Here is a 24,649-nt window from a genome sequence, read left to right on the forward strand (position 1 = left end):
GGGAGCGAGGTTGCGCGAGTTCACCAACCCTCCGCTGGTGTCGCCACCGCCGGCGGGCGGTCTGGCCGACATCGTCTTCGAGCACGCCCTGACCGACCCGCGGCACATCGCGCTCGGCCGCAAGGACGCCGCCGGGCAGTGGCGGGACGTGACCGCCGCCGAGTTCCGCGACGAGGTCTTGGCCCTCGCCAAGGGCCTGCTGGCCGACGGCGTCCGCTTCGGCGACCGCGTCGCGATCATGTCCCGCACCCGCTACGAGTGGACCCTCTTCGACTTCGCCCTGTGGACCATCGGCGCCCAGGTGGTGCCCGTCTACCCCACCTCCTCGGCCGAGCAGTGCCTCTGGATGCTGCACGACGCCGAGGTGACCGCGGCGGTCGTGGAGCACGAGGACCACGCGATGACCGTCGCCACCGTCATCGACCGGCTGCCGCGGCTGCGCCGGCTGTGGCAGCTGGACGCCGGCTGTGTGCAGGAGCTGTACGACGCCGGGGCGCACCTGGACGACGAGGTGGTGCACCGGCACCGGCAGGCGGTGACCCCGGACTCGGTCGCCACCGTCATCTACACCTCCGGCACCACGGGCCGCCCCAAGGGCTGTCTGCTGTCCCACGGCAACTTCATGTGCGAGGCGGACACCGTGCTGCGGGGGTGGGAGCCGGTGTTCCACTCCCGCAAGGGCGACGAGGCCTCCACCCTGCTGTTCCTGCCGCTGGCGCACGTCTTCGGGCGGATGGTGGAGGTCGCCGCGATCCGCGGCCGGGTCCGCTTCGGGCACCAGCCGCAGCTGCACGCCGCCGCCCTGCTGCCCGACCTGGCCGCGTTCCGGCCGACGTTCGTCCTCGCGGTGCCGTACATCTTCGAGAAGGTGTTCCACGCCGCCCGCCGCAAGGCCGAGCGGGAGGGCAGGTCGGGGCCGTTCGAGAAGGCCGTCGACATCGCCGTGAAGTACGCGGAGGCCGTGGAGGCCAAGGCGTGGGGCACCGGGCCGGGCCCGTCGGCGGCGCTGCGGATGCAGCACCAGCTGTTCGACAAGCTGGTGTACGCCAAGGTCCGTACCGCGATGGGCGGGCGGATCCGCACCGCGATGTCCGGCGGTTCGGCGATGGACCGCCGGCTGGGGCTGTTCTTCGCGGGCGCGGGCGTGCAGATCTACGAGGGCTACGGCCTGACCGAGTCGACGGCCGCCGCGACCGCCAACCCGCCCGGACGCACCCGCTACGGCACCGTGGGACCGCCCGTCCCGGGCGTGACCGTGCACATCGCCGACGACGGGGAGATCTGGCTGCGCGGTGACACCGTCTTCCAGGGCTATCTCAACAACCGGAAGGCCACCGACGAGACCCTGCACGACGGCTGGCTCGCCACCGGCGACCTGGGCGCGCTGGACGAGGACGGCTACCTGACCATCACCGGCCGCAAGAAGGAGATCCTGGTGACCTCCGGCGGCAAGAGCGTCTCGCCGGGCGTGCTGGAGGAGCGGGTCCGCGAGCATCCGCTGGTCAGCCAGTGCCTCGTGGTCGGCAACGACCGCCCCTACATCGCCGCCCTGGTCACGCTGGACCGGGAGGCGGTCGAGCACTGGCTCCAGATGCGCGGCAAGCCGGCGATGACCGCGGCCGAGCTGGTGCGCGACACGGATCTGGAGGCGGAGGTGCGGCGCGCGGTGGTGGCCGCCAACACGCTGGTCTCACAGGCGGAGTCGATCCGCACCTTCCGCATCCTGGCCCAGCCGTTCACCGAGGAACACGGCCTGCTGACGCCTTCGTTGAAGCTGAAGCGGAAGGCGATCGAGAAGGCGTACGAGAACGAGGTGGAGGCGCTCTACCGCGGCTGACGCCCCGCCCCGCGGCACCTTCGCGGGCCGGCGGCCGGGAATTCGCGGTGACGCGCGCGGCCAGGAATGCGGAACGGCCCGTGATCGTTGACCATGGGAGTAACACCTGTCGACAACCGAAGGACCAAGAGGCTCGTGAGCAGCAACGTCCCCCCGATCATCCTCAACAACGGCGTCGAGATGCCCCAGCTGGGATACGGCGTCTGGCAGGTGCCGGACGACGAGGCCGAGCGAGCCGTCGCCACGGCGCTCCAGGCCGGTTACCGCAGCATCGACACCGCCGCGATCTACGGCAACGAGGAGGGCACCGGCAAGGCCATCGCCGCCTCCGGCGTGCCCCGCGAGGAGATCTTCGTCACCACCAAGGTCTGGAACAGCGACCACGGCTACGACGCCACGCTGCGCGCTTTCGACGCGTCGCTGGCGAAGCTGGGGCTCGACTACGTCGACCTGTACCTGATCCACTGGCCGCTGCCGTCCCGGGACACGTACGTCGACACCTACAGGGCGTTCGAGAAGCTGTACGCGGACAAGCGGGTGCGCGCCATCGGCGTCTCCAACTTCCTGCCCGACCACCTGCGGCGGCTGACCGAGGAGACCTCGGTCATTCCGGCGGTCAACCAGATCGAGCTGCACCCGCACCTCCAGCAGCGCGAGTCGCGCGCCCTCCACGCGGAGCTGGGCATCGCCACCGAGGCCTGGTCGCCGCTCGGCCAGGGCAAGGGCCTGCTGGAGGTGCCGGCGATCGTGGCGATCGCGCGCAAGCACGACCGCACCCCGGCCCAGGTCGTGCTGCGCTGGCACCTCCAGCTCGGCAACATCGTGATCCCGAAGTCCGTGACGCCGTCCCGGATCGAGGAGAACATCGCGGTGTTCGACTTCAGCCTGGACGACGAGGACCTCGCGGCGATCAGCGCGCTCAACGAGGACCGGCGGCTCGGCCCCGACCCGGCCACCTTCGACATGGCCTGACCGACGGCCCGCCGCCGCCTCGCGGCTCAGTCGGGGCGCACGTCGGCGTACACGACCTCGAACTCCTCGAGGCCGACCACGTCGACGTGCGCCTTGGCCGACGCCTCGTGACGCACGCCGGCCATGGCCGCCCGCGAGGCGGCCAGCGCGCCGCGGTCGGCGAACAGGGCGCCGGCCACGGCCCGTCCCCGCTCCCGGTCGAGCAGCAGGGAGGCCCGGCACAGCCCCGGCAGCGACTCGGCCCGCGGCACCACCGTGGCCCGGAAGGCGTCGACGACCAGGTCCGCGTCGCGCGGGTCGAACTCCAGCCGGGCGGCGCGCAGTCCGCCGCCCTGCCGTGGATGCTCGATCTGGTGGACCACCGCGGCCTCGTAGTCGGCGACCGACACCGTGCCGGCGAAGGGCTCCAGCAGCGCCTCCCGCCGCTCGCGCATGACCTCGTCGCTGTTGTGCCGCGCCGCCTCGGTCTCCCACCAGCTCACCGCGAGGAGCTTGCCGAGTTCGCGGTCCACGAAGATGCCCGCGCCCCGGTATCCCGGGCGTTCCTCCAACAGGTCCCGCCCCTCGCTGTTCAGCGACCGCACCGCCGCGTCCAGCAGTGCGGGATCACCGGTCGCGTACACCGCGCGTACGAACATGGGACTCGCCTCCGCAAACGGCGACCGTGAAACGGCCGGACATCCGAGCCACGTTTCGACCCCACCAGTCTCCCCAGCGGCCCCGATCACCGCAATGCGCACGGGTTTCAGCCGTCCGCGACCCGAGGGTTGACGGGGGCATGCCGGGCGGGCACGGTGGAGCCCATCCGGTAAGGAAACTTTCCTAACAGAAGGGTCCCGCCGTGCGTCTCCGAACCCTCACCCTCGCCGCGGCCTCCGGCGCCGCCCTGCTCGCCGCCGGTCTCCTGCCCGCCCACGCCTCCGCCGCCGCCCCGAAGTCCGCCCAGGAGGGCACGGTCAGCGCCGCCGACCTGCTCGCCAAGGTGACCTCCTGTTCCCAGATCTCCAACGGCAAGTACCGGACCGACGAGGAGACCTCGGCCACGGTCCCGGTGTGCGGCAAGAACGGCGCGGTGTTCTGGAAGGCGGACATGGACATCGACTGCGACGGCCGGCGCACCACCAACTGCAACGAGGACCGCGACCCCTGGTTCCAGGCCGACACCGCCTTCCACCAGTCCGACGGCAAGCCGCTGAACGCGGAGACCCTGCCGTACGTCGTGGTACCCAGCACCAGCAGCATCTGGAACTACTCGAACGCCGGGATCAAGGGCGGCGGTGTGGTCGCCGTCATCTACGACAACAAGGTCGAGTACGCCGTCGTCGGCGACACCGGCCCCTCGAAGATCATCGGCGAGGCGTCGTACGCCACCGCCAAGGCGCTCGGCATCGACCCGGACCCCAAGACCGGCGGCGCGGACTCGGGGGTGACCTACATCCTGTTCAAGAACTCCAAGGTCTCCCCCATAGAGAGCCACAGCGCCGCGGTCTCCCTCGGGGACCAGCTGGCCAAGCAGTTCCTCGCCGCCAACTGACGCGCGCCGCCCGGCGGCCGGCCGTAGGGCGGAGTCCCGCGGCCGGTGCGGGTCACGTCCCGGTTCAGTCCTGGCGGACGGCGGTGTGCACGGTGTAGGCGCCGAGCACGAACACGTCCGGGCGCACGTGCACGCTCGCCGGGTCGGACGGGTCCAGGAGCCGGTCGAGGGTGGCGCGGTCGTCGGCGTCCAGCGCCTCGCCGACGCCCTCGCGCACCCGGGACAGGTGCGCGGCGACATAGGCGCGGGCCCGGTCGCCGGCCGGGGCGGGCAGGTCGAGCAGGAAGGTGCGGGTGCCGGTGTGCTTCAGGCCGGCCGCGGTGAGCAGGGCGGGCCAGTCCTCGGTCTCGGCGACGGAGCCCGGCAGCTCGGCCCGCATCCGGGCGAACCACTCCTCCTCCAGCGCGTCGAGCCGGGCCTGGAGTCCGGGGCGGCCGATGCCGAAGTCCCGGGGCAGGAAGCGGGAGGGCAGCCCGCCCTCCAGGAGGGCCAGGGTGCCGCCGGGGGCCAGGTGCCCGGCGAACGCGGCGAGCGCGGCCCGCTGGTCGCCGAGGTGGTGCAGGCTGCGGCTGGCCCACAGCAGGTCGGCCGGGCGGTCCAGGCGGCCGAGCGCCTCGGGCAGTTCGCCGGCGACGGTGTCGAAGCGGTCGCCGACGCCGAGCCGGGCGGCCCGGTCGCGGGCGCGTTCCAGCAGCGGGGCGGTGCCGTCGACGGCGACGACCCGGGCGGTGGGGAACGCCTCGGCGAACAGGCAGGAGACGACGCCGGGGCCGCTGCCCGCGTCCACGACGAGCCCGGGCTCGGTGACGTCCCGCCCGAGCCAGGCCATGGCCTCCCGGTAGACGGGGGCGAACAGCTCCGCCTGGGATTCGAGCAGGTCGGCCAGTTCGTTCCAGTCGATGTCCGTGCCGTGGCCGTGGCCATGTCCGTGGCCGGCGTGGTGCTGGTGGTGCCGCTCGTGGTGTCCGTGTGCCATGGTGGTCAGCCTTTCGTCCGGTTGCCGTCAGGGTGCGACGGCACACCGGCCGGGGGCCACTTCCGTTGCCGTTCCGGCAAACGCGGATGCCGGAACGGACCGCCGGGGCCCGGGGGTCGGGCGGGCCCCGGCGGAGTCACCGCGTTACGGCAGCGGCGGGTAGGCGTTCTGCATCAGCTGCTGGAACTGGGCGGAGAACCAGTGCCCGGCCAGCGGCGAGTTCGGCAGCGCGCCCGTGGGGTTGTTGCCGTTGCGCGCGTTGCCGCCGTAGGTGGGGTCGCACATCCGGTCGAAGCCCTTGCCCTCGTCGTTGTCGATGGCGGAGCTGGCACCGTCGGACTCCCCCGGCGGCTTGGCCCACACGTAGGCGTCTATCCCGGCGGCGGGAGCAGCGGTCGGCCGTTCACCGAGCCCGGCACCGCTCTGGTTGCACCAGTTGCCGGCGTGGATGCGCCGGTCGATCCGGCTGCCGTTGACGTAGTTGTCGACCGAGGTCAGCGGGCCGGGGCCGGTGGGCCGGGCGGAGCCGCCCCAGCCGTTGCGGCCGGTGTCGATCAGCATGCCGAGACCGGAGTTGAACCCGGCCGCGACCAGCTTGTCCCGCAGGGCCTGCGCGTAGGACTGCTCGTCCACGTACTGGTTCCAGTCGACCCACTTCGACTGGCGGACGGTCTGCCCGTTGACGGTGTCGGTGACCTTGAAGTTCGGTTCCTTGGTCGGGCTGTAGTTGGCCGTGTTGACGATGAAGCCGGCCACGTCGTTCACGCTGGCGCCGTTGGTCGTGGCGACCTTGTAGAACTCCTGGACGGACGGGCCGATGTTGGTGTCCCAGCCGAGCCAGCCGTGGTGGCCGGCGTCGATGTAGTTGTAGACGTTCGAGAGGTTGCCCAGCTTGTCCAGGGCGTAGCTCACGCCCTTCTCGTAGTTGCCGTTGGCCTTCATGGTCACGCAGGCGTCGGTGGTGGTGTTGGTGCCGCCGGCGTTGGTGACCAGGTTGGGCAGCGAGTCGGGCTCGATGAGCGCGGAGACGCGCAGGCCCGCGTACTTGGGGTCGGCCAGGATCGAGGCGATGACGTCGATGTACTGCGTCTTGTACTTGTCGATCTCCGTCGGGCCGAGTTCGCCGTTGGAGGCGAGGGCGGCGCAGTCCCGGCCCGGCAGGTCGTAGATGACCAGCTGGACGACCAGTTCGCCGGAGCCCTTCTGCTTCAGGGCCTCGTCCAGGTGGGCGCGCAGGCCCATGCCGCCGTTGACGCCGTTGATGGCCGCGATGCGGTCCAGCCAGACGAAGGTGGGCTGGTTGGAGATCCGGCTGCCGCCCGGCTCGGCCGCGGCCAGCTTCGACCACTCGGGGTTCACGTACACCTTGGCGCCGGTGTACGGGTTGTCGACGCGGCCGGCGCCACCCCCGCCGCCGGTGTCGCCGCCCCCGCCGGTGTCACCGCCGCCGCCGCTGTCGACGTTGCAGGTGACCCCGTCGAGGGTGAACGTGGCGGGCACCGCGTTGGTGCCGCTGTAGCTGCCCTGGAACCCGAAGCTCACCGAACCGCCGGTGGCCAGCGAGCCGTTGTAGCTCTCGTTGGCGGCGGTGACCACGTTGCCGCTCTGGCTGAGCTTGGCGTTCCAGCCGCTGGTGACCTTCTGGTCGCCGGCGTACGACCACTTCAGCGACCAACTGGACTTGGCCGGCGCGTTGTTGGTGAGGGTCACGGCGGCGGTGAAGCCGGTGCTCCACTGGTTCTGCACCTTGTAGTCCACGGTGCAGGGGACGGCGGCGGCAGCGGCCGAGGCCGACTGCATGCCCAGTGCCGTCCCGGAGGCCCCGGCGACCAGCGCCAGGGCGGCGAGCAGTGATGTTCTGGTACTACGACTCATGAGTGCGGGTGTCCTTCGGTGTGATGTCGTGCGGTGTGATGTCGTGCCGTGTGGTGCCGTGTGGTGCCGTGTCGGGAACTACGGGGTGCGGTGCACGGGCGGTCGCTCGGCCCGGCGCCGTACGCGGTGGTGTGCCGTCGCGGGCGAGGCGGTGGCGGTCGGCGGATTCGCGGGTGTCACACAGCCCGAGCCGTCCTGGAAGCCCTTCGCCCACTGGCCGGTGGCGGCCGAAGGTGCGCAGAACGGGGGGTGGCGCATGAGCGAGCCCTCGCGGTGTGGCGCGCCCTGACGGACACGTCGACTGATGGAAGCGCTCCCACTGGTGCGAAGGAAGGTAGCGCCAACCGGCCGGAAAGCCCAGGGGGTTCGCTTTACTTTTTTACGATCGGGTTCCTCGAATGTTTTTCGCAGTGTCCAGGTCTTGACCGTCCGTTACGCCGTCTTCACTATGGGAGCGCTCCCACTGGTTCAAGCCTTGACTTCTCCCCGAGCCGCAGCCGCAAGGAGGAACCAGCACATGGATCCTGGACGCAGACGCGCGACCGCGCGTCGGTTGTGGACCGCGGTGGCCGCCGCGTTCGCCCTGCCGCTGTCGATGCTCGCCACCGGCGCGGAGACCGCCCACGCGGCCGCCGTGCAGTGCAGCGTCGACTACAAGACCAACGACTGGGGCTCGGGCTTCACCGCCGACCTCACCCTCACCAACCGCGGTACGGACGCCATCAACGGATGGACGCTGACGTACGCCTACGCGGGCAACCAGAAGCTGAGCGGTGGCTGGAACGGGACCTGGTCCCAGTCCGGCCAGTCGGTCACCGTGAAGAACGCCTCGTACAACGGCACCATCGCCGCGGGCGCCGCCGTCTCCACCGGCGCCCAGTTCACCTACAGCGGCGCCAACACCGCTCCCACGTCCTTCGCCGTCAACGGCACCACCTGTGCCGGCGCCCACCAGCCCCCGGTGACCGTGCTGACCAGCCCGAGCCCGGGCGCGGTCTACTCCCAGGGGGACGCCGTCCCGCTCGCGGCGACCGCGGCGGCGGCCGACAACGCGACCATCAGCAAGGTGGAGTTCTACGACGACACCACGCTGCTGGGCACCGACACCAGCGCGCCGTACTCGCTCTCGGCCTCAAGTTTGACCGTGGGCAGTCATTCCCTGGTGGCGAAGGCGTACGACAGCCTGGGCGCGTCCGCCACCTCCACGCCGGTGGGCATCACGGTGGCCTCCGGGCCCGCCGTGGTCGCCTCACCGACCCAACTGGGCGTCCAGCAGGGCAAGTCGGGCACCTTCTCGGTGAAGCTGTCCACGCAGCCGAGCGCGAACGTGACGGTGAGCACCAGCCGCACGGACGGCAACACCGGCCTGTCCGTGACCGGTGGTTCCTCGCTGACCTTCACCCCGTCGAACTGGAACACCGCGCAGACCGTGACCATCACGGCCGACTCCTCCGGCACCGGCAGCGCGACCTTCACCGCGTCCGCCACCGGCCACACCAAGGCGACGGTCACGGTCACCGAGCTGCCCGCGGCGAAGGCGTACGACGCCCGCTTCCTGGACCTGTACGGGAAGATCACCAACCCGGCGAACGGCTACTTCTCCCCCGAGGGCATCCCGTACCACTCGGTGGAGACGCTGATCGTCGAGGCCCCGGACCACGGTCACGAGACCACCTCCGAGGCGTACAGCTACCTGCTGTGGCTGCAGGCGATGTACGGCAAGGTCACCGGCGACTGGTCGAAGTTCAACGGCGCCTGGGAGATCATGGAGAAGTACATGATCCCCACGCACGCCGACCAGCCGACGAACTCCTTCTACAACGCCTCCAAGCCGGCCACCTACGCACCCGAGCTGGACACCCCGAACGAGTACCCGGCGCGGCTGGACACCTCGGTGTCGGTGGGCCCGGACCCGATCGCCGGTGAGCTGAAGAGCGCGTACAACTCGGACGACGTCTACGGCATGCACTGGATCCAGGACGTGGACAACGTCTACGGCTACGGCAACGAGCCCGGCAAGTGCGAGGCCGGGCCGACGGCCACCGGACCGTCGTACATCAACACCTTCCAGCGCGGCGCGCAGGAGTCGGTCTGGGAGACGGTCCCGCAGCCGACCTGTGACGCCTTCAAGTACGGCGGCCGCAACGGCTACCTGGACCTGTTCACCGGCGACAGCTCCTACGCCAAGCAGTGGAAGTTCACCAACGCCCCGGACGCCGACTCCCGCGCGGTGCAGGCCGCCTACTGGGCGGACGTGTGGGCCAAGCAGCAGGGCAAGGGCGGTGATGTCTCCGCGACGGTCGCCAAGGCCGCCAAGATGGGCGACTACCTGCGCTACGCGATGTACGACAAGTACTTCAAGAAGATCGGCAACTGCACGAGCACGTCCTGCCCGGCCGGCACCGGCAAGGACGCCTCGCACTACCTGCTGTCCTGGTACTACGCCTGGGGCGGTGCCACCGACACCTCCGCCGGCTGGGCCTGGCGGATCGGCTCCAGCCACGTCCACGGCGGCTACCAGAACCCGCTGGCCGCCTACGCGCTCAGCTCCGTCGCCGCCCTGAAGCCCAAGTCGGCCACCGGCGCGAGCGACTGGGGCAAGTCGCTCCAGCGGCAGCTGGAGTTCTACCAGTGGCTCCAGTCCTCCGAGGGCGGCATCGCGGGCGGTGCCACCAACAGCTGGGCCGGCCGCTACGCCTCCCCGCCCGCCGGCACCTCCACCTTCTACGGCATGGCCTACGACCCGGCGCCCGTCTACCACGACCCGCCGTCCAACCAGTGGTTCGGCTTCCAGGCCTGGTCGATGGAGCGGGTCGCCGAGTACTACCAGCAGACCGGGAACGCCCAGGCCAAGGCGATCCTCGACAAGTGGGTGAAGTGGGCGCTGTCCAAGACCACGATCAACCCGGACGGCACCTACCGCATCCCCTCCACCCTCCAGTGGTCGGGCCAGCCCGACACCTGGAACGCCTCGAACCCCGGCTCCAACAACGGGCTGCACGTCACCGTCGCCGACTACACCGACGACGTGGGCGTGGCCGCCGCCTACGCCAAGACGCTGACGTACTACGCCGCCAAGTCCGGTGACACGGCGGCCAAGTCCACGGCGAAGGCGCTGCTGGACGGCATGTGGAACAACTACCAGGACAGCCTCGGCATCGCCGTGCCCGAGACCCGGACCGACTACAGCCGGTTCAACGAGAGCGTGTACGTGCCGAGCGGCTGGACCGGCACCATGCCCAACGGCGACGCGATCAACTCCTCGTCCACGTTCTCCTCGCTCCGGTCCTTCTACAAGAGCGACCCGAACTGGTCGAAGATCGAGGCCTACCTCAAGGGCGGCGCAGCGCCCGTGTTCACGTACCACCGCTTCTGGGCCGAGGCGGACATCGCCCTGGCCATGGGCTCGTACGCGGAGCTGCTCGAATAGTCCCCGCCGGCGCTCCGCGTACCCGGCCCCGCCACAGGACGGCGGGGCCACCCGGGCCGGGCGGCCCCGACCGCACAGTCGGGCCGCCCGGCCCACACGCACCACCGCCTCCGTGACCTTCTTGATCACTCGTCAGGAAAGGTGAACCCCACCGTGCGCAGAACCCGCATCCTCGTGGCCGCGTTCTCGCTGGCCGCCGGACTGCTCGCCGGCACCCCGCCCGCACTGGCCGCCGCCACCTCCGCTCCGCCCCTCGCGGCGGACACTTACACCTGGAAGAACGCCCGGATCGACGGCGGCGGTTTCGTCCCCGGGATCGTCTTCAACCGCACCGAGAAGAACCTGGCCTACGCCCGCACCGACATCGGCGGCGCCTACCGCTGGCAGCAGGCGACCAAGACGTGGACCCCGCTGCTGGACTCGGTCGGCTGGAACGAGTGGGGGCACACCGGCGTGGTGAGCCTCGCCTCCGACCCGGTCCAGCCGGACAAGGTGTACGCGGCCGTCGGGACGTACACCAACAGCTGGGACCCGACGGGCGGGGCGGTGCTGCGCTCGGCCGACCGGGGCGCTACCTGGCGGAAGGCCGACCTGCCGTTCAAGCTGGGCGGCAACATGCCCGGCCGGGGCATGGGCGAGCGGCTGGCCGTCGACCCGAACCGCAACAGCGTGCTGTACCTGGGCGCGCCCAGCGGCAAGGGCCTGTGGCGGTCGACGGACTCCGGGGTGACCTGGTCACAGGTGACGAGCTTCCCCAACCCCGGCAACTACCAGCAGGACCCGAGCGACACGAGCGGGTACGCGAGCGACAACCAGGGCATCGTCTGGGTCACCTTCGACGAGTCCACGGGCAGCTCCGGGAGCGCGACGAAGACCGTCTACGTGGGCGTCGCCGACAAGGACAACGCGGTCTACCGCTCCACGGACGCGGGCGCCACCTGGAGCAGGCTGGCGGGCCAGCCGACCGGGTACCTGGCGCACAAGGGCGTCCTGGACGCCGCGAACGGGTACCTCTACCTCGCCTACAGCGACAAGGGCGGCCCCTACGACGGCGGCAAGGGCCGGCTGTACCGGTACACGACGGCGACCGGCGCCTGGACCGACATCAGCCCGGCCGCGGAGGCGGACACCTACTACGGCTTCAGCGGGCTGAGCGTCGACCGGCAGCATCCGTCCACCCTCATGGCGACCGCGTACAGCTCCTGGTGGCCGGACACCCAGCTGTTCCGGTCCACCGACAGCGGCGCCACCTGGACGAAGGCGTGGGACTACACCTCGTACCCGAACCGCGCCAACCGCTACACCCTCGACGTGTCCTCCTCGCCCTGGCTGACCTTCGGCGCGAACCCGGCGCCGCCCGAACAGACGCCGAAACTGGGCTGGATGACGGAGGCGCTGGAGATCGACCCGTTCGACTCCGCCCGCATGATGTTCGGCACGGGCGCCACGATCTACGGCACCGAGGACCTCACGAAGTGGGACAGCGGCGGGCAGTTCAGCCTGAAGCCGATGGTGCGGGGCCTGGAGGAGACGGCGGTGAACGACCTCGCCGCCCCGCCCTCCGGCGGTGCCCAGCTGTTCAGCGCGCTCGGTGACATCGGCGGCTTCCGGCACACGGACCTGACCTCGGTGCCGTCCATGATGTACACATCACCGACCTTCACCTCCACCACCAGCCTGGACTTCGCCGAGTCCGATCCCGGCACGGTGGTCCGCGTCGGCGACCTGGACTCCGGGCCGCACATCGCGTTCTCCACGGACAACGGGGCCAACTGGTTCGCGGGCCAGGACCCTCCGGGTGTCTCGGGCGGGGGCACGGTGGCGGCGGCGGCGGACGGCAGCCGGTTCGTGTGGAGCCCGGCCGGCACCGGAGTGCGCCACACCACGGGCTTCGGGACCTCCTGGGCGGAGTCCGCCGGCATCCCGGCCGGCGCGATCGTCGAGTCCGACCGCGTCGACGCGAAGACCTTCTACGGTTTCAAGTCCGGGAAGTTCTACGTCAGTACGGACGGCGGGGCGACCTTCAACGCCTCCGCGGCCACGGGCCTGCCGAGCGGGGACAGCGTGCGGTTCAAGGCGCTGCCCGGCGCCGAGGGAGACGTGTGGCTGGCGGGCGGGGCGGCGGACGGCGCGTACGGGCTGTGGCACTCCACCGACGGCGGCGCGAGCTTCACCAAGGTGCCGGGCGTGGAGCAGGCCGACACCGTCGGCTTCGGCAAGGCCGCCCCGGGCGCCTCGTACCAGACGCTGTACACCAGCGCCGAGATCGGCGGAGTGCGCGGCATCTTCCGCTCCACGGACGAGGGCGCGTCCTGGACCCGGATCAACGACGACGCCCACCAGTGGGGCTGGACCGGCGCGGCGATCACCGGTGACCCGCGCGTCTACGGCCGGGTGTACGTGTCGACGAACGGCCGCGGGGTCGTCTACGGCGACATCTCCGGCACCGGCGACACCGGCGGCGGTGGGGGCGGCGGAACCGACCCGGCGCCCACGGGCTCCTGCACCGTCGGCTACAAGGTCACCAACCAGTGGACCGGCGGCTTCCAGGCCGACGTGACGCTGACCAACACCGGTTCCTCGGCGTGGCACGGCTGGTCCCTCACCTGGTCCTTGGCCGACGGCCAGAAGGTCACGCAGATGTGGAACGCCGGCTACGCCCAGTCCGGCGCGGCGGTCACGGCGAAGAACGCGAGCTGGAACGGCACGGTGGCGGCGGGCTCGTCGGTGGCCTTCGGACTCACGGGAAGCCGGCCGGGTACGGCGAACACCCCACCGGCCTCGTTCAAGCTGGGCGACCGGACCTGTACGGTCGCCTGACGACCGGCCCGGCGGGGGTGCCGGCCACGAGCGGCATCCCCGCCGGGTCCGCTACTTGACGGTGCCGGTGAAGATCGCCGCGTCCGATTCGAAGTCGGGGCTGACCTCGATCTGGATGAGCTTCTCCCCCTTGGGCAGTTCGCAGCCCCACGGCACGTTCAGGGAGCGGCCCGGGAGCAGCTTGGTCTCCGGGCCGCCCTCCAGGCCGGCGTCGGAGTCGAAGACCGATTCGCTGCTCTCGCCGTCCTTGCCGTAGGAGCAGTTGACGGTGAGCTGCGTGACGTCGAGGGCCTTCTTGCCGCCGTTCTTCACCTTGACGGTGAACCGGAGGTACGGCGTGTTCTCCGGCTCGGCGTACTCGCCGGTCACGGCGCGCTCGAACCCGGACAGGGCGACCTCGGTGGCCGGCTCGTAGACGGCGGTGTCGTCCAGGGCGTAGACGCCGTCCTCCTCGCCGCCGTCCGCGCTGTCCGTGGCTTCCCCGTCGTCGGTGGCCGCCGCGTCGTCGTCGGTCCGGGCGCCGTCCGCGGGCGCGGTCTCGGTGACGGTCACGGTGGGCGCCGGCTTGGCCTCGGCGTCTCCGCTGACCCCCACGGTGACCAGGGCCGAGACCGCGGCGGCGACGACGGCCGCCGCCACCGCGATGAGCGCGGTACGGGATTTCCTGGGCGGTACGGGCGGCGGGGGCGGCGGGACCGGAGGTCCGTAGCCCGGCATGGGCGGTGGTGTGAAGTCGGTGCTCATGGCCCCCCCCCTGGGACGTGCTGTGTGATCTTCGCATGATCCCCTCTCGAAGCGGAATGTGAAAACTCCGTGATGGAATCGTGTCCGGGGGCCTGGTCGCGGTGTCACCACGGCTCAGGCCGAGGCGGGCGGCGCTTTCCGGAACGCGCGCACGCCGAAGAGCGGGTCGGCGCGCGGGCGGTCCTGGTCGGGGAGCGCGGCCAGCCGGGCGGCGTACTCCTCGGTGCGCGGCTCGCCGGGCGGCAGCAGGGTGAACCAGCCCCGGCGCAGGTCGGCGATGGTCCGGCGGGGGCTGCGGCCCTGCCCGGGGCTCAGGAAGGTGCCGTGCCCGGCGGGCCGCAGCCCGTGCCGGGCGGCCTCGGCGGTGACGACGGCGGGGGCGTCGGCCGCGGGCCGGCGCGGGCGGTCGGCGAGGACCGCGTCGACGTCGCTGCCGACGTTGTGCGCGGCGGCCTTGTCGACGGTGGTGACGTACACCCCACCGGGCCGCAGCACCCGGGCGCACTCGGCGACGACCGCGCGCAGGTCCGCGGGGTCGTCCAGCAGGTGCAGCAGCCAGATGGTCGTGACGGCGTCGAACGCGCCGTCGGGGAAGGGCAGTCGGCGGCTGTCGGCCCGGACGACCGCGCCGGGCAGCCGGGCCGCCGCCCGGCGCAGCATCGCCGGGGTGAGGTCGGCGCCGGTCACCCGCAGCCCGGGGCGCGCGGCGGCCAGCCGCCGGGTGACGATCCCGGTGCCGCAGGCGACGTCGAGGAGGCGTCCGGGCCCGGGGGGTATCAGGTCGAGGACGGTGCGTGCGGCGGCCTCGGCCCGGGCCTCGCCGCCGCGCAGGGCGTCGTAACCCTCGGCTTCCTTCTCGTAATCGAGCACATCGCTCAGTGTGCCCCGTGGCCTGGGGCGATGTCCTCCACTCTGCGGGCCAGTTCGAAGTCCTTGGCGGTGAGGGCGCCACCCGCGCTGTGGGTGTTCACGCCGAGGGCCACGGAGTTGTAGCCGAGGGTCAGGTCGGAGTGGTGGTCCAGCTCGTCCTGGATGCCGGCGATGTGCACCACCAGCGCGGTGGCCGCGAAGTGCGAACCGAGCCGGTAGGTCCGGGTGAGCCGCCCGTCCCGCACCGACCAGCCGGGCAGGTCGGCCAGGCGGTCCTCGATCTCCTGCTGCGACAGCGGCGCTACGGCCATGACCGTTCGCTCCCTTCCATGCCGGGGGTACGCCACCCAGCCTGCCACGGCCGGGGTACGGACGGCGGACCGACGCGTACCGGGCCTCGACTAGGGTCACGGGTATGTCCGTTGCCGCCTCCGCCCGCCCCGTCTCCCCCGCCGCCGGCCCCGGTGTCGGCCCGTTGCTGCGCGCCTGGCGCGAGCGGCGCCGCCTCTCCCAGTTGGAGCTGGCGCTGCGGGCCGATTCCTCGGCGCGGCACATCAGCTTCATCGAGACCGGGCGGTCCCGGCCGAGCGAGGAGATGGTGCTGCGGCTTGCCGAGCGGCTCCAGGTGCCGGTGCGCGAGCGCAACGCCCTGCTGCTGGCGGCCGGTTACGCCCCGCGCTACGCGGAGACCCCGCTGGACGATCCGGCGCTGGAGGGCGTACGGGACGGGCTGGAGCGGCTCATCCGGGGCTACGAGCCCTATCCCGCGCTGGTGGTCGACGCCGGGTACACGGTGGTCGCCGCCAACCGGGGCATCGAGCTGCTGCTGGCGGGGGTGCCGGAGAAGCTGCTGTCCCCGGCGCCGAACGCCATGCGGCTGACGCTGCACCCGGAGGGGCTGGCGCCGCGCATCCGGAACCTGCGTCAGTGGCGCGGGCATCTGCTGGCCCAGATGGAGCGGGAGATCGCCCTGCACCGCTCGGACCGGCTGCGCGCGCTGTACGAGGAGGTGGCGGCCTACCCGGTGCCCGAGGCGGAGCCGGGAGCCGAACCGGCGGAGCCGGTCCCGTATTTCGCGCTGCCGTTGCGCGTGGAGCACGCCGGGCGGGTCCTGTCGTTCGTGTCCTCGATCTCCACGTTCAACACCCCGATGGACATCACGGTCGCCGAACTCGCCATCGAGACGTTCCTGCCGGCGGACCGGGCCACCGCCGACCACCTGCGCGCGCTCGCCGGCTGACCGGCCCCGGCGCCGCGGCATCACCCGCCGTTCACCCGGCGGAGCCGGTCTTCGGACGTGCGAGGGGCCCGGATGTGATCGGATAGGGGCACCGGGAACCCCGGCAACCGCGATCCTCGCGAAAGGAAGCAACGTGGCAACCACGCGCACCGCGCACACCGTCTGGGAAGGCGAGCTGACCTCGGGCAGCGGCACCGTCACCTTCGACTCCTCCGGCATCGGCGAGCAGCCGGTGTCGTGGCCCTCGCGCGCCGAGCAGGCCAATGGCAAGACCAGCCCCGAGGAGCTGATCGCCGCCGCCCACTCCAGCTGCTTCTCCATGGCCCTCTCGCACGGCCTGACCGGCGCCGGCACCCCGCCCACCCGGCTGGAGACCAAGGCCGACGTCACCTTCCAGCCGGGTGAGGGCATCACCGGTATCCACCTCACCGTGCGCGGCGAGGTGCCCGGCCTGGACGAGCAGGGCTTCGTCTCGGCGGCCGAGGACGCCAAGAAGAACTGCCCGGTCAGCCAGGCCCTGGCCGGTACGACGATCACCCTGACGGCCGAGCTGGCCTGAGTCTCGTCCGTGCCCGTGGGCCGCGCCCCCGCACCGGGGCGCGGCCCGCGGCGTTCCCGAGGGCTCAGCCGCCCAGCCGCTCCCAGCCCCGCCGCTCCGGCCGCGGGCCGAGCTGCCGGGGGTCCCGGGTCCGGTAGACCACGTACGGCCGGAACAGGTACTGCACCGGCGCGCTGAACATGTGCACCAGCCGGCTGTACGGCACGAACGCGATCAGCACCATGCCCACCACCGCGTGCGCCTGGTACAGCACCGGCACGCCCGTCATCAGCCCCGTCTCCGGCTGGAGGGTGAACAGGCTGCGCGCCCAGGGGGCGATGGTGCTCCGGTAGTCGTACCCGCTGCCGCCGGTGTGCGTCAGCTTGGCGACCATGCCCAGCACGATCGCGCCGAGCAGCAGCAGGTACATCGCCTTGTCGTTGGCCGTGGTGGCCCGGAAGACGGGGGCGCGGGTGCGGCGGCGGTAGACGAGCAGCCCGACCCCGGCGACCGTCAGCACCCCGGCCGCCGTCCCGCCGTACAGCGACAGCAGGTGGTAGGCGTGCTCGTCCACACCGAACGTCTCCGTCCAGGACACCGGCACGAACAGCCCCACCAGGTGTCCCGCCAGCACGAACAGGATGCCGTAGTGGAACACCGGGGAGGCGATGTTCAGCAGCCGTGACTCGTACAGCTGCGAGGAGCGGGTGGTCCAGCCGTACTTGTCGTAGCGGTAGCGCCAGACGAGGCCGGCCACCAGCAGGGCGAGGGCGACGTAGGGCAGGGCGCCCCACAGCAGGACGGTCATCGGCGTGCTCCGGGGCGGGAGGCGGGCAGGGCGGCGCAGACCGCGTCCAGGACGCCCGTGTACGGGGTGCCGCAGGCGGCCAGCCGGGTGCGCAACTGCTCCAGGCCGGCGCGGTGTTCGGTCAGCAGGGCGGTGTCGCCGGTCCGGGAGGTGAACTCCAGCACGGCCGGCAGGAAGTCGGGCAGCTCCTCGCCGCTGAACTCCAGGCCGTGCCGGCGGTAGACGTCCTTGAAGCGCACCAGGGACATCCCGCGCCGCCGGGTGTCGCCGTCGTGCCACCAGCTCAGGTACAGGCTGTGCCGGTTCTTGAGGTCGAAGACCTCCACGTAGTGCGCGGCCAGGTCCAGCAGCGGGGTGACGGCCGCGTGGTCGGTGAACTCCCGCAGTTGCGGGGCGGCTTCGCGCAGCAGCGGCAGCCGGGCGATCAGGTCCTCGTCCGGGTAGGTCAGGCACAGGGCCGCCGCCTGGTAGAGCACCGCGTCCGAGGGCATCAGGCCTCCTCCGCCTCGTCCGAGGTCTGCCGTCCGCGCAGCAGGTGGAAGTTCTCCACCGTCACCAGCGGGAGCCGTCTGCGACCGGAGTCCCGGCCGAACGGCCCGTCGCCGCCCATGCCGGGTCCGCCCGCGTGGTCGAGGCTGCACTCGGCGGGCACCGCCGACTCCTCCAGCCGGCGGGCGTCCCCGACGGCGGCGGTCGGGATGACGTACCGCTCCTCGTACTTGGCGATGGCCAGCAGCCGGTACAGGGCCTCGATGCCGGCCGGGCGCAGGCCGGCCGCCGAGGCGATCTCGGGGTCCGGTGTCTCCCCGAGGTTGAGGGCCCGCATGTGGGAGCGCATCGCGGCGAGCTTCTCCAGCGAGGCCCGCACCGGCCGGGTGTCGCCGGCCGTGAACATCTCCGCCAGGTACTCCAGCGGGATGCGCAGGGTGTCGATGGCGCCGAACAGGTTGCCCGCGTCCTCCCCGTCGTGCCCGGTTTCGGTCAGCGCGTCCACCACCGGCGACAGCGGCGGGATGTACCAGACCATCGGCATCGTCCGGTACTCCGGGTGCAGCGGCAACGCCACCCGGTACCGGCTGATCAGCGCGTGCACGGGCGAGCGCCGGGCGGCCTCGGTCCACTCGCGCGGGATGCCCGCGTCCTCGCAGGCACGCAGCACACCGGGGTCGTCCGGGTCGAGGAACACCCCCAACTGGGCCTCGTACAGGTCCTTGTCGTCCGGTACGGAGGCGGCGGCGGTCACCTTGTCGGCGTCGTACAGCAGGACGCCCAGGTAGCGCAGCCGGCCCACGCAGGTCTCCGAGCACACCGTCGGCAGGCCGACCTCGATCCGCGGATAACACAGGGTGCACTTCTCGGCCTTGCCGGTGGCGTGGTTGAAGTACACCTTCTTGTACGGGCATCCGGTCACGCACATCCGCCAGCCCCGGCAGTGGTCCTGGTCGACCAGGACGATGCCGTCCTCGGCCCGCTTGTACATCGCGCCGGACGGGCAGGAGGCCACGCACGAGGGGTTCAGGCAGTGCTCGCAGATCCGCGGCAGATAGAACATGAACGTCTGCTCGTAGGCGAACCGCACCTTGTCGGACGCCTCTTGGCGCAGGCGTTCGACCATCGGGTCCAGGTCGCCGTAGGCGGGGGCGCCGCCGAGGTTGTCGTCCCAGTTCGAGGACCACTCGATCTTCATCGGCTCCCCGGTGACGGACGACACCGGCCGGGCCACCGGGTAGTCGTCGCCGAGCGGGGCGTCGGTGAGGTTGCGGTACTCGTACGTCCAGGGTTCGTAGTAGTCCTTGATCTCGGGCAGCCGGGGGTTGGAGAAGATCCCCGCGAGCTTCTTGAACCGGCCGCCGGCCTTGAGGGTGAGCGCGCCGCGCCGGTTCAGCTCCCAGCCGCCGCGCCACTTGTCCTGGTCCTCGTAGCGGCGCGGGTAGCCCTGCCCGGGGCGGGTCTCCACGTTGTTGAACCAGACGTACTCCATGCCGCGCCGGTTGGTCCACGCCTGTTTGCAGGTGACCGAACAGGTGTGGCAGCCGATGCACTTGTCGAGGTTCATCACCATCGCGATCTGGGCCATCGGACGCATCAGTACTCGACCTCCTGGCCGCGGCGGCGGATCACCGTCACCTCGTCGCGCTGGTTCCCGGTCGGGCCCAGGTAGTTGAACGCCCAGGACAACTGGGCGTATCCGCCGATCAGATGGGACGGCTTGAGCAGCAGCCGGGTCAGGGAGTTGTGGATGCCGCCGCGCATCCCGGTGGTCTCCGTCTTGGGCACGCTCACCGTGCGCTCCTGCGCGTGGTGCAGGTAGACGGTGCCGGGCGGCATGCGGTGCGAGACGATCGCGCGGGCCACGACCACGCCGTTGCGGTTGACCGCCTCCACCCAGTCGTTGTCCCCGGCGCCGATCGCGTCGGCGTCCTGCGGGGACATCCAGATGGTCTGCCCGCCCCGGGAGAGGGCCAGCATGAACAGGTTGTCCTGGTACTCGGAGTGGATCGACCACTTGCTGTGCGGGGTGAGGTAACGCACCGTCACCTCCTGGTGCCCGTCGGGTCCGAGGCGTGGTTCGCCGAACAGCCGGTGCATGTCCAGCGGCGGCCGGTACACCGGCAGGGCCTCGCCGAGTTCGTGCATCCAGTCGTGGTCGAGGAAGAAGTGCTGGCGGCCGGTGAGGGTGTGCCACGGTTTGCCGTGCTCGGTGTTGAGCGTGAACGCCGTGTAGCGCCGGCCGCCGGACTCGCTGCCCGACCACTCCGGCGAGGTGATCACCGGCACGGGCGCCGCCTGGGTGTCGGCGTAGGTGACCCGTTTGCCCTCGTGCTCGGCGGCGAGGTGGGCCATCGGCCGCCCGGTGCGCCGCTGAAGCGTGCGGAAACCCTCGGTGGCCAGGCGCCCGTTGGTGGTGCCGGACAGGGCGAGGATGGTGTTCGCCGCCTTCACGGCCGTGTCGAGCGACGGCCGCCCCTGGTAGCCGGTGCCGTTGGACTTGCGCAGCTGGGCGACCTCCACGTCCGGGCGCAGGGCGACCCCCTTGGCCGCGAGGCCCAGTCGCTCCACCAGCGGGCCGAGCGCGGCGAACTTGGCGGCGATCGCGGTGTAGTCGCGCTCCACCACGGTCAGGTTCGGCAGGGTCCGGCCGGGTACGGGCTCGCACTCGCCGCGTTTCCAGTCCCGCACCACCCCGCCCGGCTGGGCGGTCTCGGCCGGGGTGTCGTGCTGGAGCGGGCTCGCCACCAGGTCCTTGCGGACGCCCAGGTGGTCCACGGCCAGTTCGCTGAGCTTCTCCGCGAGCGCCTTGAAGGTGTCGAAGTCGGTGCGGGCCTGCCAGGGCGGGTCCACGGCCGGGGTGAACGCGTGCACGAAGGGGTGCATGTCGGTGGAGGACAGGTCGTGCTTCTCGTACCAGGTCGCGGCCGGCAGCACCACGTCCGACAGCAGCGTGGAGGAGGTGTGCCGGAAGTCCAGCGACAGCAGCAGGTCGAGCTTGCCCTCCGGTGCCCGCTCCCGCCAGGTCACGTCCCTCGGCCGCTCGCCGGGCGCGGCCTCGTCGGCGCGCAGCGAGGAGTGGGTGCCCAGCAGGTGCCGGGTGAAGTACTCGGCGCCCTTGGCCGAGGAGCCCAGCAGATTGGCCCGCCACAGGGTCAGCACGCGCGGCCAGTTCTCCGGGGCGTCCGGGTCCTCGCAGGCGAACCTCAGGGTGCCGGCGCGCAGCGCGGCCACCGCCTTCGCCACCGGGTCGCCGCTCTCCTCGCCGAGGTCGAGCGGGTTGCGGTCGAAGGTGGGGTACGACGGCATCCAGCCCGCGCGGGCGGACAGCGCCAGGCAGTCCGCGGCGGTCATCCCGGCGAACCGGCCCTCGCCGAGCGGCGAGGCGAGCACGTCGGCGCCGAAGCGGTCGTAGCGCCACTGGTCGGTGTGCAGGTACCAGTACCCGGTGCCGATCGCCTGCCGGGGCGGGCGGGACCAGTCGGAGGCGGCGGCCAGCGTCGCCCAGCCGGTCACCGGGCGGCACTTCTCCTGGCCCACGTAGTGCGCCCAGCCGCCGCCGTTGCGGCCCTGGCAGCCGGTGAGCTTCAGCAGGGCCAGGAAGGCGCGGTAGATCGTCTCCGAGTGGAACCAGTGGTTCGTGCCCGCCCCCATGATGATCATGCAGCGGCCCCGGGAGCGTTCGGCGGTCCGCGCGAACTCCCGGGCGATACGCACGCACTGGGCGGCCGGGACGGAGGTGTGCGTCTCCTGCCAGGCGGGGGTGGCCGGGGTGCGGTCGTCGTCGTAGGAGGCGGGCCAGTCGCCGGGCATCCCGGGGCGGCCCACCCCGTACTGGGCCAGCAGCAGGTCGTAGACCGTCGTCACCAGCGGGCCGTCCGCGCCGCCCAGCCGGGTGGCCGGCACGCTGCGCCGCAGCACCTCGCCCCGCCCCTGCCCGTGTGCCCCGCCCTCGGTGTCGAACCGGGGCAGCAGCACCTGCACCGGCACCGCGACCTCGCTGCCGTACAGGCTCAACCGGGGCCGGATGTCGCCCAGTTCCAGGTTCCACCGGCCCTCGCCGGACTCGGTCCAGCGAAAGCCCAGGGAGCCGTTCGGCACCACCGCGCGGCCGGTCGTCTCGTCCAGGACGGCCGTCTTCCACTCCGCGCCCTCCCCGTCCTGCCCGATGTCGGTGGCGCGCAGGAACTTCCCCGGCACCCACGCCCCGTCCCGCTCGGCGAGCGTCACCAGGAACGGCAGGTCGGTGAACTTGCGTACGTAGTCGGTGAAGAACGGCGTCTGCCGGTCGACGAAGAACTCCTTGAGGATCACATGGCCCATCGCCAGGGCCAGCGCGCCGTCCGTACCCGGGTGCGGGTGCAGCCAGGCGTCGGCGAACTTCGTGGCGTCGGCGTAGTCCGGTGAGACCACCACCACCTTCTGTCCCCGGTAGCGGGCCTCCGCCATCCAGTGCGCGTCCGGGGTGCGGGTCACCGGCACGTTGGAGCCCCACATGATCAGGTAGGCGGCGTCCCACCAGTCGCCGGACTCCGGTACGTCCGTCTGGTCGCCGAAGACCTGCGGGGAGGCCACCGGGAGGTCGGCGTACCAGTCGTAGAACGACAGCATGGACGCGCCGATCAGCGAGTGGTAGCGGGCGCCGGCCGCGTGCGACACCATCGACATCGCCGGGATCGGGGAGAACCCGGCGATCCGGTCGGGGCCGTAGGTCTTGATGGTGTGCACCTGCGCGGCGGCGACCAGTTCCACCGCCTCCTCCCAGCGCGCCCGCACCAGGCCGCCCTTGCCGCGCGCCCGCTGGTAACGGCGGCGCCGCTCGGGGTCGTTCTGGATGTCCGCCCAGGCCAGCACCGGGTCGCCCAGCCGCTGCTTCGCCTCCCGGTACATCCGGAGCAGCACGCCCCGGACATAGGGGTAGCGGACCCGGGTGGGCGAGTAGGTGTACCAGGAGAACGCGGCGCCGCGCGGCTCGTACTCGGGCCGGTCCGGGCCCACCGACGGATAGTCCGTCTCCTGGGTCTCCCAGGTGATGATCCCGTCCTTGACGTACACCTTCCACCGGCAGGAGCCGGTGCAGTTCACGCCGTGGGTGGAGTGCACCACCTTGTCGTGGCTCCACCGGTCCCGGTAGAAGGCGTCCGCCTGCCGGCCGCCGGTCAGGGTGACGCTGTGCAGGTCGGGCGCGGGCGTGCCGGGCCGGAAGAAGCTGCCCGCGGACAGCAGGGCCGCACCGGGCTCCCTGGGCGGTCTCCGCGTGTCGGTCACGTACGCTCCCTCGGTTCAGCCCTGTTACTCAGAACCTAGGGGCAGGCCCGGCGGGGCACCTGTCCGGGGACCCGTACGGGTCACGGCGGGCGCGGGGGCGGGTCACAGGCGCTCGCGGTACTCCCGCAGCAGCTTCAGGGTGCGCCGGGCGGACGCGGCGCGGGCCGTCATGTGGTCCAGCACCTCCAGGTGCGCGGCCACCTCGCGGCGCGCGTCCAGGTAGAGCGCGCCGGTCAGGTACTCGGTGAACACCATGTCCGGCAACTCCGGCTCGGCGAACCGGAACAGCGTGAACGGCGCGTACGTCCCCGGGTGCGGGCCCGCGGCGAACTCGGCGATCTGGAGCGTGACCCGGTCCCGCTCGGCGTACTCCAGCAGCCGGTCCAGCTGGTCCCGCAGCACCTTCGGGTCGGTGCTCACCGGGCGCCTGAGCACCGTCTCGTCCATGATCACCCACAGGTGGGGCGGGTCCTTCCGGTCCAGCAGCCGCTGCCGTTCCATGCGCAGCGACACGTGCCGGTCCACCGTCTCCGGGGAGGTCTGCCCGACGGTGCCCGCCTCCATCACCGCCCGGGCGTAGTCCTCGGTCTGGAGCAGGCCGGGGACGAAGTGGGGCTCGTAGGAGCGGATGATCCGCGCGGCGCCCTCCAGGCTGACGTACAGGCTGAACCAGTCCGGCAGCACGTCGTGGAACCGCTGCCACCAGCCCGGCTGGTTCGCCTCCTCGGCCAGCCGGACGAAGGCGTCGGCCTCCTCGTCCGGCACCCCGTAGGTGGTCAGCAGCACCTGCACGTAGGGGATCTTGAGCGCGACCTCGGCCGTCTCCATCCGCCGCACGGTCGCCGACGCCACCCTGAGGACCCGGGCGGCCTCGTCGCGGCTGAGCCCCGCGGCCTCCCGCAGCTCCTGCAACCGCTTGCCGAGCACCACCTGGCCCACGGTGGGCGCAGCCCGCCGCTCACTCACGACCACGCCCTCCCCTACGTGCCGATGAACGCGGGCAGCAGTCTGTCATGCGATCACGCTCTCGCACATATGGCCTAGCCGGCGGCGTGCCGGGGCCGGTAGAACCGTGGCCGGATCGCGAGGGGTCCGCCGGGGCGGGGGGACCGGCCGGGGCCGGGGGGACCGGCCGGGGCCGGGGGTACTGGCCGGGGCAGGGGACCGGCTAGGGCGGGGGTACTGGCCGGGGGGAGTACCGGCCGGGGCGGAGGCCGGCGTGTGCGGGAGGGAGGGTCCGGCTCCGGC

19 protein-coding genes are annotated in these 24,649 nt (G+C 71.8%); 7 read left to right on the top strand and 12 right to left on the bottom strand.

Annotated features, from left to right (window positions below; genetic code table 11):
• The first annotated feature begins 10 nt into the window (after positions 1 to 10).
• Together Srubr_RS19740 and Srubr_RS19745 are read left to right on the top strand one after the other, a co-directional pair.
• Positions 11 to 1,837 carry an AMP-dependent synthetase/ligase gene (locus Srubr_RS19740; protein ID WP_189990748.1) on the top strand — a complete coding sequence of 609 codons (1,827 nt, stop codon included), beginning with the start codon at positions 11 to 13 and terminating at the stop codon, positions 1,835 to 1,837.
• A gap of 135 nt (positions 1,838 to 1,972) precedes the next feature.
• The gene (locus Srubr_RS19745; RefSeq protein WP_189990746.1) at positions 1,973 to 2,809 is read left to right on the top strand and encodes an aldo/keto reductase; all 837 of its coding nucleotides are present in this window, start codon (positions 1,973 to 1,975) and stop codon (positions 2,807 to 2,809) included.
• Positions 2,810 to 2,835: 26 nt separating this feature from the next.
• Here Srubr_RS19745 and Srubr_RS19750 read toward each other — a convergent pair whose 3' ends face one another.
• Positions 2,836 to 3,447 carry a hypothetical protein gene (locus tag Srubr_RS19750; protein WP_189990744.1) on the bottom strand — a complete coding sequence of 204 codons (612 nt, stop codon included), beginning with the start codon at positions 3,445 to 3,447 and terminating at the stop codon, positions 2,836 to 2,838.
• A 203-nt stretch (positions 3,448 to 3,650) separates the two neighbouring features.
• On the opposite strand from Srubr_RS19750, the gene Srubr_RS19755 reads away from it, so the two are divergent.
• Positions 3,651 to 4,343, top strand: a complete 693-nt coding sequence (locus Srubr_RS19755) for a glycoside hydrolase family 75 protein (RefSeq protein ID WP_189990742.1) — start codon at positions 3,651 to 3,653, stop codon at positions 4,341 to 4,343.
• A 64-nt stretch (positions 4,344 to 4,407) separates the two neighbouring features.
• Here the strand turns inward: Srubr_RS19755 and Srubr_RS19760 are convergent, their stop codons facing one another.
• The 3 genes from Srubr_RS19760 to Srubr_RS19770 form a co-directional block, all read right to left on the bottom strand.
• The gene (locus Srubr_RS19760; protein WP_189990740.1) at positions 4,408 to 5,319 is read right to left on the bottom strand and encodes a class I SAM-dependent methyltransferase; all 912 of its coding nucleotides are present in this window, start codon (positions 5,317 to 5,319) and stop codon (positions 4,408 to 4,410) included.
• A 144-nt stretch (positions 5,320 to 5,463) separates the two neighbouring features.
• Entirely contained in the window at positions 5,464 to 7,194 is a 1,731-nt protein-coding gene (locus tag Srubr_RS19765; protein ID WP_189990738.1) for a glycoside hydrolase family 6 protein, read from the bottom strand.
• Between the two features lie 78 nt (positions 7,195 to 7,272).
• Positions 7,273 to 7,452: a hypothetical protein gene (locus Srubr_RS19770; RefSeq protein WP_203855043.1), complete on the bottom strand. Its 180-nt coding sequence runs from the start codon at positions 7,450 to 7,452 to the stop codon at positions 7,273 to 7,275.
• A gap of 259 nt (positions 7,453 to 7,711) precedes the next feature.
• On the opposite strand from Srubr_RS19770, the gene Srubr_RS19775 reads away from it, so the two are divergent.
• Both Srubr_RS19775 and Srubr_RS19780 read left to right on the top strand, forming a co-directional pair.
• On the top strand, positions 7,712 to 10,624 hold the full coding sequence (locus tag Srubr_RS19775) for a glycoside hydrolase family 48 protein (protein WP_189990735.1): 2,913 nt from the start codon (positions 7,712 to 7,714) through the stop codon (positions 10,622 to 10,624).
• 153 nt (positions 10,625 to 10,777) lie between these two features.
• Positions 10,778 to 13,444, top strand: a complete 2,667-nt coding sequence (locus Srubr_RS19780) for a cellulose binding domain-containing protein (protein ID WP_189990733.1) — start codon at positions 10,778 to 10,780, stop codon at positions 13,442 to 13,444.
• 51 nt (positions 13,445 to 13,495) lie between these two features.
• On the opposite strand, the gene Srubr_RS19785 is transcribed toward Srubr_RS19780, so the two are convergent.
• From Srubr_RS19785 to Srubr_RS19795, 3 genes are all read right to left on the bottom strand, one after another.
• Positions 13,496 to 14,188: a hypothetical protein gene (locus tag Srubr_RS19785; protein WP_189990731.1), complete on the bottom strand. Its 693-nt coding sequence runs from the start codon at positions 14,186 to 14,188 to the stop codon at positions 13,496 to 13,498.
• A 114-nt stretch (positions 14,189 to 14,302) separates the two neighbouring features.
• Positions 14,303 to 15,058: a class I SAM-dependent methyltransferase gene (locus Srubr_RS19790; RefSeq protein ID WP_189990729.1), complete on the bottom strand. Its 756-nt coding sequence runs from the start codon at positions 15,056 to 15,058 to the stop codon at positions 14,303 to 14,305.
• A gap of 5 nt (positions 15,059 to 15,063) precedes the next feature.
• Positions 15,064 to 15,369 (bottom strand): 4a-hydroxytetrahydrobiopterin dehydratase, encoded by a 306-nt coding sequence (locus Srubr_RS19795; protein ID WP_189990727.1) that lies wholly within the window; start codon positions 15,367 to 15,369, stop codon positions 15,064 to 15,066.
• A gap of 104 nt (positions 15,370 to 15,473) precedes the next feature.
• Between Srubr_RS19795 and Srubr_RS19800 the strand changes: the two genes are divergently transcribed.
• Complete coding sequence (locus Srubr_RS19800) at positions 15,474 to 16,298, top strand: helix-turn-helix domain-containing protein (protein WP_189990725.1); 825 nt, start codon at positions 15,474 to 15,476, stop codon at positions 16,296 to 16,298.
• 133 nt (positions 16,299 to 16,431) lie between these two features.
• Positions 16,432 to 16,857, top strand: a complete 426-nt coding sequence (locus tag Srubr_RS19805; protein ID WP_189990722.1) for an OsmC family protein — start codon at positions 16,432 to 16,434, stop codon at positions 16,855 to 16,857.
• A 64-nt stretch (positions 16,858 to 16,921) separates the two neighbouring features.
• Here the strand turns inward: Srubr_RS19805 and narI are convergent, their stop codons facing one another.
• The 5 genes from narI to Srubr_RS19830 form a co-directional block, all read right to left on the bottom strand.
• Positions 16,922 to 17,644, bottom strand: a complete 723-nt coding sequence (narI, locus tag Srubr_RS19810; RefSeq protein ID WP_189990720.1) for a respiratory nitrate reductase subunit gamma — start codon at positions 17,642 to 17,644, stop codon at positions 16,922 to 16,924.
• The gene (narJ, locus tag Srubr_RS19815; protein ID WP_189990718.1) at positions 17,641 to 18,135 is read right to left on the bottom strand and encodes a nitrate reductase molybdenum cofactor assembly chaperone; all 495 of its coding nucleotides are present in this window, start codon (positions 18,133 to 18,135) and stop codon (positions 17,641 to 17,643) included. The genes narI and narJ overlap by 4 nt, the downstream gene beginning before the upstream one ends.
• Positions 18,135 to 19,730: a nitrate reductase subunit beta gene (gene narH / locus Srubr_RS19820; RefSeq protein ID WP_189990716.1), complete on the bottom strand. Its 1,596-nt coding sequence runs from the start codon at positions 19,728 to 19,730 to the stop codon at positions 18,135 to 18,137. The genes narJ and narH overlap by 1 nt, the downstream gene beginning before the upstream one ends.
• A complete protein-coding gene (locus Srubr_RS19825) occupies positions 19,730 to 23,401 on the bottom strand; it encodes a nitrate reductase subunit alpha (protein ID WP_189990714.1) in 3,672 nt (1,223 codons plus the stop codon). Before Srubr_RS19825 ends, narH begins: the two co-directional genes overlap by 1 nt.
• Before the next feature lie 102 nt (positions 23,402 to 23,503).
• Positions 23,504 to 24,367: a helix-turn-helix domain-containing protein gene (locus Srubr_RS19830; RefSeq protein ID WP_189990712.1), complete on the bottom strand. Its 864-nt coding sequence runs from the start codon at positions 24,365 to 24,367 to the stop codon at positions 23,504 to 23,506.
• Positions 24,368 to 24,649: the final 282 nt, after the last annotated feature.

Source organism: Streptomyces rubradiris, from assembly GCF_016860525.1.
Classification (GTDB): Bacteria; Actinomycetota; Actinomycetes; order Streptomycetales; family Streptomycetaceae; genus Streptomyces; species Streptomyces rubradiris.

Coding starts and splice junctions, on each gene's coding strand:
- Srubr_RS19750 (WP_189990744.1), bottom strand. CDS start 3,447: ATGTTCGTACGCGCGGTGTACGCGACCGGTGATCCCGCACTGCTGGAC.
- Srubr_RS19760 (WP_189990740.1), bottom strand. CDS start 5,319: ATGGCACACGGACACCACGAGCGGCACCACCAGCACCACGCCGGCCAC.
- Srubr_RS19765 (WP_189990738.1), bottom strand. CDS start 7,194: ATGAGTCGTAGTACCAGAACATCACTGCTCGCCGCCCTGGCGCTGGTC.
- Srubr_RS19770 (WP_203855043.1), bottom strand. CDS start 7,452: ATGCGCCACCCCCCGTTCTGCGCACCTTCGGCCGCCACCGGCCAGTGG.
- Srubr_RS19775 (WP_189990735.1), top strand. CDS start 7,712: ATGGATCCTGGACGCAGACGCGCGACCGCGCGTCGGTTGTGGACCGCG.
- Srubr_RS19785 (WP_189990731.1), bottom strand. CDS start 14,188: ATGAGCACCGACTTCACACCACCGCCCATGCCGGGCTACGGACCTCCG.
- Srubr_RS19795 (WP_189990727.1), bottom strand. CDS start 15,369: ATGGCCGTAGCGCCGCTGTCGCAGCAGGAGATCGAGGACCGCCTGGCC.
- Srubr_RS19800 (WP_189990725.1), top strand. CDS start 15,474: ATGTCCGTTGCCGCCTCCGCCCGCCCCGTCTCCCCCGCCGCCGGCCCC.
- narI (WP_189990720.1), bottom strand. CDS start 17,644: ATGACCGTCCTGCTGTGGGGCGCCCTGCCCTACGTCGCCCTCGCCCTG.
- narJ (WP_189990718.1), bottom strand. CDS start 18,135: ATGCCCTCGGACGCGGTGCTCTACCAGGCGGCGGCCCTGTGCCTGACC.
- narH (WP_189990716.1), bottom strand. CDS start 19,730: ATGCGTCCGATGGCCCAGATCGCGATGGTGATGAACCTCGACAAGTGC.